Consider the following 13,504-nt stretch of genomic DNA (forward strand, 5'->3'; position numbering starts at 1 on the left):
TTTCAACTACTCAACTATTCATTTTTTCTTAGAAATAGAAACTACAAACCCGTGTTTTGTATAAAGCCATTTGCTTTAAGTTCTTCTTTAAAGTCATCCAAATATGGAAATCTATTCATAATATCCCTGATTTTTTCATCCATCTCATAATTTATACCTGTTAAAGTATATTTGCTAATGATATAGCCAAGAAAAATATGAAGATTGATATAAAGGTCTTTATCTTCATTGCTTGAGGTTGTAGTGATTAGTCCTCTAATATGATCAAACTTATCCACAATTAAATTTAAGAAAACTTTTCCTGTAGCTGTGTCTTCAGAAAAATTTTCGATTATTATAAAAGCTGCAGTTTTTAAATCATTCAAAATATAGTTATTTAGCAGCCTCTTGCTGAAAAGATAATCAATCATCTTCAATTCCGCTCTCAATATCACGGAAGACTTGAGCTTATGCAGTTCTTGTGTATTTCCTATACCAAATGGAAAATAAGGTGATTCAATGTTTTTTATTTGCGCATTCTCAACAATGTTTTTAAGCAACTTTTCTTTTTGAAGATTATTTATCTGGAGTAAGTATCGCTTGGTATCGGTGGAGTTTGTACTTTCAACAATTACTGTATCTAATGTCATAAATAGATTTGAAAGATTTTTTAATACAGGCATTTTTTTAGTTGCCACAGCTTGTGTTGTTAGTGAATCAATCAGTCGATAATAACTAAAAATGGTATTTACATCCTCGCTGTTACTATATGGATGGTCATAATTATATCTAAAAGTAGCGGGTAAAATTTTTCTAATGACAGTAGCGAAATAATCGATGAAAGTATCTACGATTTCTGCCGCTATAAAATCTTCATTATTTTGCACAGCTCTATTAAAGTAAATTTCTATATCAGTAATAAAGTCAATTCCTTTATAATGCGGACTATTATACTTCAGAAAATCATGCTTCATACCTTCATCTTCTAAAACCCAACGTGTCTGTATAATCCTTTGTTGTGCAGAATTATTTTTTTCTTTTACAGCAAAAGAGAAAAAATCTTTCAAATTATCGGTGAAATTTGCATACAATTGGAGTTTATCACTTGCGTCTTCATTACTTTTAAAAACAGATATGGCTTTCTTATTAATGCTTCTAAGTACAATCTCAAATGTTGTATGATCAAATTCTTTAATTGCTGTTAGTCCAATTTCAGTAATAACTTTGAATGCATTGTTTTCATACTCATCATCGTCAATATTATCATCAAAAAATCGATAAGAAGCAAAGCTGGTTTTGTCAACTGAGTCAAATATAGCTTTAATATTATGTCTGCTTTGAGATGAAGACAGCAAATTAATCATTACCGGAAAAATGCTTAAGATAAGTATTATTGAAAATAGAATACCCTCAATAAATAGAACTTTTCCGTATACAGGAAAAATATTTGGTTCAACACAAGATTTTAGGTAAGAGATTGTGTATATTAAAAATGAAACATTAAGAATGAAAAGTGTAAACATTACCTTAAGATGCTTTCTTCTGAAAAAATCTGTAAAAGCAAATCTTCCAAAATATTTGTTGAAGATCTGAAAGGAAAGCAATGTAAATGAAAATATAATACTTAGTAATACTACTATTGAACGAACTAATGTTTCTAAAATTTCTATGCATATAGAAATCGGGGGGAATTCTTTTGGAAATCCAATATTTGTAAGATTACAGAGCATATTTATCGCAATCACCAATAAAAATATGCAAAGTGTTTTCAAATCAATATAAATCACACTTTTAAAGTCAAAATGTATGATTTGATATATTTTATAAAATAAGTGGTTCTTGTACTGAATAAAAAGATCCTTAATAGAGCATTTTTTTTCCTCTTCCTTGTTCATGATTTTAGTTTATGATACTAATATACATAATTGAACACTCTTCAGAAAAATATATTTTATTAATGTTTTAAGTTGTTAATATTTTATATAAAGTAGCGGTAATAAGCTCGCAGTTATTATAGTTTACAATAATAATAGATTTGGAATTAGTAACTTCATCATCTGAGAATGTTTGTATGTTAAAAATATTTTTAATTTTTGTAAAAGTCCGGTTGACGTTCGTATTTACAGATATAAAAATGGCAAACTGAAAATTAAGAAATTTAATACCGTGGTTGAGTTTGATAATATCCTTAGCAACCATTTCATCTGGCTGGCTCTTAGTTTTAATTTCGACTATAAGTTTTTGGTTTTCTGATAATCGGTCAATTTGGCTTTTATGTAAAACTAAATCCGGATTAAAATCATTCTGTTCAATAGTGTATTGCGTTCCAAGATTGCTAATGGTTTCATAAGTTTTTTTTCCTATTTCTCCATTGAACTTTATTCCTTTATATTTTTCCGATTTGAGATTTGAAATAAGTCTTAGTTTATAATAAAGTTCGTATGCAAAAACTCTTTCGGTTTTTTGAATGGTGCCATTGTGTTGCCAGTTGCAATATTCGTTATCAATACTTTTAATTGCAGTGAACAAATCATATAAATATTCAAGATCTTTATCCATTGACCAAATATACATAATTAGAAATCGAGACTTATTTGATAAAATCTTTTTAATACGTTTTCAAAAATGAGTTTATCAATTTTTTGTGCTCCTTGTAGCCCTAACTGTGCTTATAAATTTTTCTATTAAATATAATTTATTCTTCATATCCATTATTAGATTTAAATCCTTGGACAGTTCAAGCATTTCAAAATTCTTATAGTATTCTAAAAAGTTTGGATTGATATGAGCTGATACATTATTTCGTACCTCTACAATTCTAATATCATCATTAACGATTCTTCTAATATCCTTTATCAAATTTACCGCTTGTTTAAACTCATTCTCTAATTGAGGAAAATCACTTTTTATAGTTTTTAAAGTAGGATTTAATTTGTCTAGAGCTATTTTGGTTTCATAAATAATTAGAAACCCCCTTTTAATACTATGAATTTTTTCAAGATCATTCTGAGAGTAATGAATAGCTTTGAGAACTAAACAAAGCTCGAATTGTGCTAAAACAAGGATATATTGAAAATTTGCAAATTCAGTTTTAAAATCTTCGGCCAGCTCAACATCAAGCTCTGTAAGCATTGCATGAACACAATCGTAAGTCGTTAAAATTTTACTCATTAATTCCAAGTGTTCACTTGTAGCTTTAATGTCACTTTCAATGTTTTCAATATTCATTTTGTATATTTTATTAAAATTTATGTAGATAAAATTAGATAGATAAGTAAAAAATCACAAGTATTTTTCAACTTTGGCTTGAACTAATCTTTAAAGTAATATTTTCTCTTTTACTAAAAAAAAATTTCTGAATTCTAATGTTAATAATAGCATTTAATTATTTATTTTTTTTCTGGGCAGCCCTATTTCATGTTCCTGCGGATAGGGCTCTCGGAAAGTTAAGCTTACATCTTCAAGTAGACTATTTTCAACTTCTTTAGATCTATCCTCATCCAAAGAGTATCTGGGATCACTGATTAGTGGCATCTTTGCCATTTTTGTAATAGTAATAGTTGGAAAATGATAATCTACTTCAACTATTCCCAATAAAAGGTAGATGCCACCTTCTTTGAAAGGAAAACTTCTTAAACTATCTGGAAAATGTGCTGTATCAAAATATTGACCTTCTGCGTCAACCCACGTTCCAAAATACATATCATATTTCTTACCCGGATGATTTTTCATTCGAATTGGAACATGCTTCCGAGAAATTAGATATGCTAACATTTTAACTTGCTTCTTATGATATTTCAGGAGGTCTTTAACCAAAACATGACCTCTGTATTTAGTTTTCAATAAATCAAAAATAGAGTAGGAGACAGGGAAACCTAATATTTCAATTTCATCGAAGGCATCCTCAAAAGGATTTCTCTCAATGACAGGCAATTCATAATTTTTTTGAGGCTCTTCGAACAATGATATAATCTTTGTTTTATATTGATTCTTAGATAAAAGAAATCTCGCTTCAATCAATAGTTCGTGTTTCTGCTTTCCAGTAAATCTGAAAGCTCCAACAAAAATTAATATTTGTAAAGTTTCAATACCGATATTTATCCTTTTGACAAAATCTTCAAGTGATCTGTAATTTCCGTTTTCTTTTCTTTCTTCAGGAATAAAAATTTTTATAGATGCTTCCAGTCTTTCGATATGCATTAATCCTAAATAACGTGAGTTCGAGTTAAGCTGCGATTAATCTATCTTGATCAATAATGTCACAATTTGTATTGATTGATGGTTTTTTATCAAAGAAAGAGTAGGCTGCCAAAGCAGACAAAATATTGAGAACAAAGTTGTCAAAACTTCTGTGACGGGTATGTTCTATCTGACAAATATTCTTAAGCTCATCGTTTACAGATTCTATTAATGCCCTTTTTCTAAGCATAATTTTATCCTGGAGAAGCATTAAACAATTCTTCATATTCTTCTTTATTTTTGTGATTAAATGAACTCCATCTATAAAAAGTTGCTCAAACAGATCTTTCCCAATATAGCCTTTATCGCCGAAAAGTTTTCCGAAAATCCATTTGTGCAGATCCATACTTTTCAGGGGTTCTCTGTCGTCTACATTGCCTGTTGTCAGGATAAAATCCAGAATCTCACCCCTGTCATTGATAATCAAATGGAGTTTAAAACCATAAAACCAACCCAGAGAACATTGTCCTTTCTGAGCGATATTTTTGAAGGTTTTGTGCTGCTTTTCCCTTTTGATGTGACAAGCCCTGATGGGTGTTGAATCGATGAAAGATATGCCGGTACACTTTCCCAGACACATCATTTTTACGAAAACTGCCATGGGTACATTCACTTTCTTTTGGAGCTCTACAAACCTGTTGTAGGAAACCGTTACAGGAAATTCTTTCTTCATATGTCTTTGAACGTAGCCCTGATAAAAGTGCTTGAGATTTTTGAAAGCACCGTAATGAAACAGGATCATAATAGTCATCACTTCGCTTTGAGACATCGCAGATTTTCTGTTTCTGGTCTTGATTTTGGGGTCTTTCAGAGCGTAATCTTTCAGAATATGGTTAAATTCTTTAAAAAACTCATCAACAATGTAATAAATAGTTGTAATTTTATCATCAGAAATCATAGCGGAAATTTTAGTTAAATATTTGACTTTCAATAGCTTAAATATACTAATTTTTTCGCTTTTTTCTATTATAATTTATCACTTCTTACATCGAACTCACGTTAAATAAACATCCGTTTCATATACTGTTGTATGAAATTCGCTGAGGTTAATACAGGGATTATGAACCTTAGCTCCGGCCATTTTCGCTTCGTGAACATAAACTTCTGTTCTGTAAAATCCGCCTCCATTATTGATGGCTGAAACCATAAACTCAATAGGATAGTATGCTTTTAAATATAGACTTTGATAACTTTCCACAGCATATGAAGCAGAATGAGCTTTACAGAAAGAATAACCCGCAAATGATTCAATCTGTCGGTAAACTTCCTGAGATAATTGTTCAGGATGCCCTATTTTCTTACAGGATTCAAAGAAGTCATCTTTTAATTTTTGTAAAGCAGAAAGAGACCGTCCCTTACCGCTCATGGCTCTTCGTAAGACATCACCATTAGCTGCTGAAACTCCCCCAAAGTGCATTGCAATTTTTATAACATCTTCTTGATATACCATAATGCCATAGGTTTCACCCAATTCTTTTTCAAATACTTCGTGGAAGTATTCAAATTGTCCAGGATGATTGTGCCGAAAGATATACTCACGCATCATTCCGCTCTGTGCGACTCCAGGACGTATAATTGATGAAGCGGCGACCAGTACTTTATAATTGTCACATTTCAGTCTTCTTAAAAGCCCACGCATTGCTGGTGATTCAATATAAAAACACCCTATGGTTTTTCCAATGCTTAGATATTCATTGCATTTTATTTCATTTTTTGAGATTCTGGTATCCTCAATATCTACAATGATTCCTCTTTTTTCTTCAATTAAATTTACTGTGTCCTTAATTGTACCTAACCCTCTTTGCGAAAGAATATCAAACTTCTCTAAACCGATATCTTCTGCAGTATGCATATCGAATTGTACAATGGGAAATTCTTTTGGTGGAAACTCTAGTGCAGAGTAGTTGGTGATGGGTTCTTCAGAAATCAGAATTCCGCAGGAGTGCATACTTCTTTGATTAGGAAAGCCTACCAGTAGTTGCTCAAATTTATAAATCTCCTGATGCACGATTGAATTCTGGTTGTGTTGTTCTTTAGTTTGTTTTGAAAGTTGATCCAGCTCATCTTTAGGCAGACCAAATACTTTTCCCAGTTCTCTGAATCTCGATTTTCTTTTAAATTCTACATTAGTTCCGCAAAAAGCCACGTGGTCTTTTCCATATTTATCAAAGATATATTCCAAAATGGTATCTCTATTTTTCCAACTCCAGTCTATATCGAAATCGGGAGGTGATTTACGGTTAAGGTTAAGAAAACGTTCAAAATACAAGTCCAGCTCAAGAGGACATATATCTGAAATTCCAAGACAATAAGCTACAATACTATTAGCACCGCTTCCTCTGCCAACGTGCATAAAACCCATACTATTACTGTATTGAATAATATCCCAAGTAATCAGAAAATAACCACAAAAATTCAGTTGGTCAATCACAGCCAGTTCTTTTTCAACTCTTTCAACTGCCTGCTTGTTACTATAAGAATATCTTCGAGTCAAACCTTCATATGCCAGCTGGGATAGTAATTTAAAATCATTCTCCCTACTGTCAGTATAATGCTTTTTGTTCTTCGGGGTTTTAAATTCAAAATCAAAACTACATTCATTGACTACATATTTAGTATTTTCAATAATTTCAGGATAATGTTCGAATTGATTCAAGAGTTTTTTTTTACCAATAAAAGACTCATTTTTTCTACAATAATCTTTTTCAATCAGTTTAGTAAAAAGAATATTACCGTCAATTGCTCTTAATACTTTATGAAGTTCGTATTCCTCTTCAGTTTTAAAAGTTATCGGATGCAAGATGATCATTTTATGAATTAATGACTTTAATTCAGGATTTATTAACAGATTTATTTCATTTTCTCTTATTCCAATAAACTCGTGATCCAATAGTTTTTCGGGGATACTTTGTAAAGAATAAATTACAAAACAATTTTCTATCGGAGGGTTTACTTTTGGTATTTCAACACCTTCACAATTATAATTGGTCAACAATCTGTTAACTTCTGCAATGCCTTTAGGATTTTTTGCGAGACATATATAATATTGCTCATTTTCAACCCTTACATCAACCCCGACAATTGGCTTGATATTCTTTTCCTGGCACAATTTATAAAACTGATAAATTCCTGTTACAGTATTTATATCTGTTAATGCTAAAACTTTCAGCTTATAGTCAACAGCAAGTTGAACCAAATCTTCAACAGAAATAGTCCCATAACGTAAGCTGTGATAAGTATGGCAATTTAGAAACATAAGCAGTTTATTAATTTATAAGACCTGATGCTCTTCCTACGCTTTTAATTCCAAAACGATCTTTGATTTTGTCCATAGTTTGATATAATGATATCAGCTCTTCTGTATCTTCAAAAAGATTCATCTGATGGTTTCCGTGAACAAGACCTGTAAACTTGACTCCCACAAGACGAATTCTCATCCTTCTAGTATATACTTTTTTAAACAGTTCCAATACATATTTCAGTAGGGTATGATCCGCTGAGGTATATGGAACTTTGCATTGTTTAGTCTCCGTATCAAAATTGGAATATCGGATTCTTACAGAGACCGTTGAAGTCAGCCATTTTTCGTTTCTCAATTGATAACAGAGTTGTTCAACCATTCCAGAAAGAATACTTCTGATATTTTGAAAATCAATAGTGTCTTCTGCGAAGGTTGTTTCGGTAGAAATGGATTTTCTTTCAGAATATTCTATAACAGGATTATTGTCAATACCATTAGCCTTTTTCCAAAGCTCTGAACCATTTTTACCAATCAATTGCTGTAAAACATCAACAGGCATTTTAGAAAGTGTTTCTATTTTTCTTATACCTAGCCTTGAAAGCAATTCGAAAGTGACATCACCAACCATTGGAATTTTTTTGACCGAAAGAGGATTCAAAAAAGGCTGAATATTCTGTGTTTTTAATTCTAATTTTCCGGTAGGCTTCGCCTCTCCTGTTCCAATTTTTGAAACTGTTTTATTAGTTGAAAGTGCAAAACTGATAGGAAGTCCAGTATTTTTCATTACAGTATCAGCAATCTCCGTCGTCCACTGATAGCATCCAAAAAATTTATCCATTCCGGATAGGTCGAGATAAAATTCATCTATGCTGGCTTTTTCCATTACAGGTACTTTTTCCTGAATGATTTCTGTTACTATATGTGACATATTGGAATAATATTCCATATCGCCTTTTATTACCTGAGCTTCGGGACATAAGCGTAAAGCCATTCGTATGGGCATAGCAGAACGTACTCCAAATTTTCTAGCTTCATATGAGCAAGAGGCTACCACACCACGATCTCCACCTCCTATGATGATAGGCTGTTTCTCCAATACGGAGTCTCTCAGCCGCTCACAGGAAACAAAGAATGTATCCAAATCCATATGTGCAATTGCTCGATTCATTTGACAAAATTAGTCACGTTTTTAAACAATTTTTGTATTTTTGTTGTCATAAATTATGACAAAATCAATTTTTGCAGATAACATCGTGTTTTTGAGAGGTCAAAAAAATTTAACCCAGCATAAGTTGGCCGATGAGCTTATCCTTACAAGATCAAGATATGCTTCCTATGAATATGGGAATGCAGAGCCTCCTATTGAGGCATTAATTAGAATATCTAAATACTACAATATCAGCATTGATCTATTAGTTACGGTTGATATAAGGAAATATCCTTTGGACAAGCTGGTAGATTTGCCTGGAAATAAGATATTACTTCCGGTAATAGTAGATTCGGAAGGTAATAATTTTATTGAAATTGTGCCACAAAAAGCTTCTATGGGCTATTTGAAAGGATTTAGTGATCCTGAGTTTATTGAGAGTCTTCAAAAAATGCAATTACCTTTTTTAAAAAATGGAAAATACAGAGCATTTATGGCCGATGGTGATTCAATGCCACCTTTTGCAGACCAATCCATCATTATAGGAGAGTATGTAGAAAAACTTGAAGATCTGAAATCGAATAAGGAATATATTTTTGTTACCAATGAAGGAATTACTTACAAGACTTTTTTGAAAAAGAATAAAAAATTTATCACGGTATCAGCGGATAATTCATTTTATGAGCCATATAATATTCCATTGGAAGATATTGCTGAAATATGGCGGTATGTAAGAGGAATTTTACCTCAAGATTACAAACCATATTCTTTTCCTGATGAAGCCAATTTGAAAAATTTAGTAGCGGAAGCGAAGAAAAGTATCAGTAATCTAGAAAGCAGTATTCTAAAAATGAATCAATAAAAAACTCCCCCGAAAGGAAGTAAAAACACAAATGATGAAAAAAATCCCAAATAAATGGGATAAACCAAATATAAATATTTTAAATAAAAATTACAATGAGCCAGCTGAGTTTATTTGATGCAGAAGAGTTTTATGAATTTCCAAAAGACCTTTTGGAATACAAAGAAAATTTTCTGAGTAAGGTAGAAGCTGATCTTTTAAAAGATAAATTGCTCCAAAATACTCCTTGGGAGCAGCGCACACAGAAAATGTACGACAAAACAGTTTTGACTCCACGTCTTACTGCGTGGTATGGAGATTCAAAGTCGTATGATTTAGATGGAAATGTATCTGGTACCAATCCTTGGACTCCTGAATTATTATCATTAAAAGAAAAAATTCAGAATCAGTTTGGTTATCAATTTAATGGTGTTCTATTAAATCTTTATCGCGATAACAATGATTCAGTTGCCTGGCACAGAGATAAGGAAAGCAGATATGGAAAATATCCGGTAATTGCTTCCATTAGCTTAGGACAAACAAGAAATTTTGATTTTAGAAAAAAAGATCATCATCAAAGCAAATACAGCCTACCTCTTCCTAATGGATCTTTACTTATTATGAAAGGTGATCTCCAGGAAAATTGGGAACATCGGATTGCTAAATCTACTATACTAATGAAAGAGCGTATAAACCTGACTTTTCGCTTGCTGCTGTAGATTTTATAATTTTAAAAACGGTTATTAAAAAATAGATAAATGTATGTCTAGTAAAAAAAATAGTATCAACGAAATTATTAATCTGATAACAAGGTGGGTCAGTGAAATACAGAGTAATAATGCCCTGAACTATTACGATATTAATAAAGTTTCTGAGGGGACGGCAATGAAGCTTTTAAATATGGTCTTTAGCTATAAACTTAAAGATCTTAATCATATTGAAAGTAACTTTCCTGGGATTGACCTTGGTGACGAAGAAAATGGAATAGCAATCCAAATAACCTCCCAAACGGATTCAAAAAAAATAAAGAACAGTCTGGAAAAATTTTATAGTAAAGGACTGGATAAAATTTACCCAAATGGGATGAAGCTGTTCTCACTTAGTATTCAAAAAAAAAATATTAGCCAGATAAAAGCTTATGAGGAACGCTTTGATGTAAAAAAAGATGTAATAAATTTTACTAATTTAATAAAGGAAATTGAAAAGCTTTATGATTCGAATAATGACAAATTTATTGAAATTTATAATTTTCTTCACGAAGAATTTGGAAATAAAAAAGATTCTAGACCGTTTTTAAATTTTCAAGATGTTTCTCATAAACTATCTTTTTATAACGATGCTTTTAGAAAAATACATGCCGCTGATTGTGAAAAATTTATTTCTTACACCTGTGTATATAATAATCAGACTTTTAATGTTGATGATTTTATTGATAATGGTTTGCCTTCAGATAAGATTATTATATTAGGAAGTTCGGGGCTCGGCAAGTCAATGCTGTCTAAAAAGCTTGCTTTACACGCCATAAACCAAAACTATATTCCGGTATTTATTGAAGCTAAATATTTTGAATCTGATTTAGAATCATTGCTTTACAGAGAAGTGAAAATATTAGGCTACCAAAATGCGGGTATGTTTTTTCAAGCCTGTAAAACGATTGGGAAAAATCCACTGTTATTAATTGATGGACTTAATGAATGTAGTGAAAGTAACAAAGCGAGATTAATTGTTCAGCTGATGGAAATTAACAAACAGTACAATACTAAGCTCATTATTAGTACTCAGAGTTTTGATAATATGCTTAGTGACTTAAATGCTTCAATAATTTCAATTGATTTCCCCGATTTAGAAACTAAAAAAGCAATTGCAGGTAATTTTGGTTTTGTTGACAATAAAATGGAGCCACTTCTGAAATTAGCTACTACAAATTTTGAAGCTGCTGTCATTGGTGAATTAGGCTCTCAAGGTTTACAAACAATAAGCCGTTTTAATTTGTTCGATCTTTTTGTAAGAAAAAAACTTTTGGACAATAATCATTGTGTAGTATTTTTATCTTCTGCTGCTGAGTTTCTTTCTGAGAATATTACATTTTCCATTTCACGGAGGCAAATAGAATCTATTCTTGCAGATAATAATTTGGATTCCAAAATTTTAAAACAGTGCATTAGTTCAGGAATACTAAAGCAAAAAATTGATAGATTCAGTTTTTCACATGAAATATTACTAAACTTTTTTATAGCTGACAGTATTAGCCGTTTTAGTGTAAGTTCAAAATCTCTTGCTAATCAAACGATGCTTCCTAAGAATAAAGACAAGCAACTTTTAATATTAGGAAGTATAGAAGATAGAACTACACTTTTGAAAGTACTCGAAATAATAGAAGAACCAAAGATGATCTATGATATTGTCATGGGTGAGTGCGGTCAGTTGGCGAAGCAGTGGGGTGAGAATAAACTCGACAAGGTTATTTCTAAATTGGAATCTGAAAGTAAAAATTTAGAATTTATATTATATGACGATAAAAATTGTCCAGTTATCGTGTCGGAAGAATCCCTTCTTAAATGGGAGTCTCAAGAACTTTCTTTTGTTCTTACAATACCGGAACTTTTAGCAAAGGGTCTATTCTTTGAAGAAATGCTTGGAATAGTTCGAATAATGAATCAGACTTGTAGTAATCCAAAAAAAATAATTTCAGAAAAAGAAGCAAGCTCTAATAAATTTTTCTCAACAAGATTTTCTCTTTGCTTTGCAGATTATTTTGGAAGTAGGGGTCCTAGACCAGTAGTATCACGTTTATTTAAGACACTTCATTCTGGTTTTATGGCATTTAATGATGGAGATGGAATTTCTGTAGAACAGATTGATCAAGTAGTAAAAAAGGGTAATGTTAGCGATGGAGAATTGCTCTTGCTACTTTTATTATCTAGATGGCGTGATGAAAAGTTAAAATTATTATTTCCGATTATCAGTGATATTCTTAAAAATAAATGGAAGAAAAAACCTTATCACTTAAAAATAGAAATTTTGCAAAAAGTTGCCTTTTGTTATGAGGGTAACATTCAAAAAAAAGCACTAATCGAAAGCCTTTCTGAAATTCATAGTGATGCTGATAATGTTTTTATGTCAAGCATGATATTTGATTCATTATCAGAAATAGGAGCTTTGGAAGATGATGAAATCGCTTATGAAGAAACTGTAAATACAGATTTACAAAAATTCCTAAAAGATTCAGATAATGAAGAATACTGTACAGAAGTATATGGGATCTACCATTGCCAATTTGATCATCCTTATTCAAATGCTTTCGGTCTCGCCATCTCAAAATTAAATGAGAAAGAAATTAGAATTTTTTATACAATGGCTTTGAAAGGGGTTAATTTTGATTTATTTGGAATGAGTCTGTTGATGCAAGCTGAGTATGTTTTAGGAAAAGACTGTTGTCATTATCTAAAAAAGTTCTTTGATCAACCTCTTTCCACATCTTCCATGCCGCGAGAAACAATGAGTTGTTGCATCACGAGTTATATTTTACTGGGAATTTACAAATTCTCCTTATACGATTTAAGGGAAAGTGAAAAAAATGAAGTAGATATTCTTATTCATGCATGTGGAAAAATATTCTACTGGCTTAATAGGGTTGACTTGAAAATAGAAAGCAGGATTGAGAATTGTGAGAATTTATTAAATTTATTATTTCAAGAAAAAAGCGAATTCTTGATTGATTTACTTAGGCAAGTTCACAGGGCTTTATATTCATATAAAATGAGCAATCTTTTTCAAAATAAGGAAATTAATACAATTTATGATTATTTCCAAAAAAGAATATTAACGCTAGCTCGATATTCCATTCAAAATCCAGCTTCACAAAAAACAATTTATTTACACAGCCAACAAAATGAAATATTAATGTACTCTATTTCTTTAGTAGAAAAATTTGGAAATGAGATGGATATTGAGTTATTATTTGAGTTAACGGATGACCAGATTTATGGTTCAGCAGCTGTTAGTGCAATAAAAACTCTTTCTCATAAGTAAAAATATAAATCATCTAAATAAATTT

General features: G+C 31.3%; 8 protein-coding genes and 2 pseudogenes. 3 read left to right on the plus strand and 7 right to left on the minus strand.

Going from position 1 to position 13,504, the window contains the following annotated elements; translation table 11 throughout:
• Window positions 1-41: 41 nt before the first annotated feature.
• The 7 genes and pseudogenes from ACQQ6V_RS14475 to dinB all read right to left on the minus strand — a co-directional run bounded on the left by ACQQ6V_RS14475 (window position 42) and on the right by dinB (window position 8,627).
• Window positions 42-1,874 (minus strand): hypothetical protein, encoded by a 1,833-nt coding sequence (locus ACQQ6V_RS14475; protein ID WP_068941761.1) that lies wholly within the window; start codon window positions 1,872-1,874, stop codon window positions 42-44.
• Between the two features lie 67 nt (window positions 1,875-1,941).
• Window positions 1,942-2,538 (minus strand): hypothetical protein, encoded by a 597-nt coding sequence (locus ACQQ6V_RS14480; RefSeq protein ID WP_068941763.1) that lies wholly within the window; start codon window positions 2,536-2,538, stop codon window positions 1,942-1,944.
• Window positions 2,539-2,613: 75 nt separating this feature from the next.
• Window positions 2,614-3,207, minus strand: coding sequence for a hypothetical protein (locus tag ACQQ6V_RS14485; protein WP_068941765.1), 594 nt, complete (start codon window positions 3,205-3,207; stop codon window positions 2,614-2,616).
• A gap of 153 nt (window positions 3,208-3,360) precedes the next feature.
• Window positions 3,361-4,191 (minus strand): annotated as a pseudogene (locus tag ACQQ6V_RS14490) (helix-hairpin-helix domain-containing protein); the annotation flags it as partial.
• Window positions 4,192-4,204: 13 nt separating this feature from the next.
• Window positions 4,205-5,116 (minus strand): IS982 family transposase, encoded by a 912-nt coding sequence (locus tag ACQQ6V_RS14495; protein ID WP_448843791.1) that lies wholly within the window; start codon window positions 5,114-5,116, stop codon window positions 4,205-4,207.
• 102 nt (window positions 5,117-5,218) lie between these two features.
• A pseudogene (gene dnaE, locus ACQQ6V_RS14500) lies at window positions 5,219-7,474 on the minus strand (DNA polymerase III subunit alpha); the annotation flags it as partial.
• A gap of 10 nt (window positions 7,475-7,484) precedes the next feature.
• Entirely contained in the window at window positions 7,485-8,627 is a 1,143-nt protein-coding gene (dinB, locus tag ACQQ6V_RS14505) for a DNA polymerase IV (RefSeq protein WP_068941769.1), read from the minus strand.
• A 55-nt stretch (window positions 8,628-8,682) separates the two neighbouring features.
• Between dinB and ACQQ6V_RS14510 the strand changes: the two genes are divergently transcribed.
• From ACQQ6V_RS14510 to ACQQ6V_RS14520, 3 genes are all read left to right on the plus strand, one after another.
• Window positions 8,683-9,468, plus strand: a complete 786-nt coding sequence (locus tag ACQQ6V_RS14510) for an XRE family transcriptional regulator (protein ID WP_068941771.1) — start codon at window positions 8,683-8,685, stop codon at window positions 9,466-9,468.
• 95 nt (window positions 9,469-9,563) lie between these two features.
• Window positions 9,564-10,166: an alpha-ketoglutarate-dependent dioxygenase AlkB family protein gene (locus ACQQ6V_RS14515; protein WP_448846154.1), complete on the plus strand. Its 603-nt coding sequence runs from the start codon at window positions 9,564-9,566 to the stop codon at window positions 10,164-10,166.
• Window positions 10,167-10,209: 43 nt separating this feature from the next.
• Entirely contained in the window at window positions 10,210-13,479 is a 3,270-nt protein-coding gene (locus tag ACQQ6V_RS14520) for an SMEK domain-containing protein (protein ID WP_068941775.1), read from the plus strand.
• Window positions 13,480-13,504 lie beyond the last annotated feature (25 nt).

It is taken from the genome of Chryseobacterium electrogenes (assembly GCF_053553015.1).

Coding starts and splice junctions, on each gene's coding strand:
- ACQQ6V_RS14475 (WP_068941761.1), bottom strand. CDS start 1,874: ATGAACAAGGAAGAGGAAAAAAAATGCTCTATTAAGGATCTTTTTATT.
- ACQQ6V_RS14480 (WP_068941763.1), bottom strand. CDS start 2,538: ATGGATAAAGATCTTGAATATTTATATGATTTGTTCACTGCAATTAAA.
- ACQQ6V_RS14485 (WP_068941765.1), bottom strand. CDS start 3,207: ATGAATATTGAAAACATTGAAAGTGACATTAAAGCTACAAGTGAACAC.
- ACQQ6V_RS14495 (WP_448843791.1), bottom strand. CDS start 5,116: ATGATTTCTGATGATAAAATTACAACTATTTATTACATTGTTGATGAG.
- dinB (WP_068941769.1), bottom strand. CDS start 8,627: ATGAATCGAGCAATTGCACATATGGATTTGGATACATTCTTTGTTTCC.
- ACQQ6V_RS14510 (WP_068941771.1), top strand. CDS start 8,683: ATGACAAAATCAATTTTTGCAGATAACATCGTGTTTTTGAGAGGTCAA.
- ACQQ6V_RS14515 (WP_448846154.1), top strand. CDS start 9,564: ATGAGCCAGCTGAGTTTATTTGATGCAGAAGAGTTTTATGAATTTCCA.
- ACQQ6V_RS14520 (WP_068941775.1), top strand. CDS start 10,210: ATGTCTAGTAAAAAAAATAGTATCAACGAAATTATTAATCTGATAACA.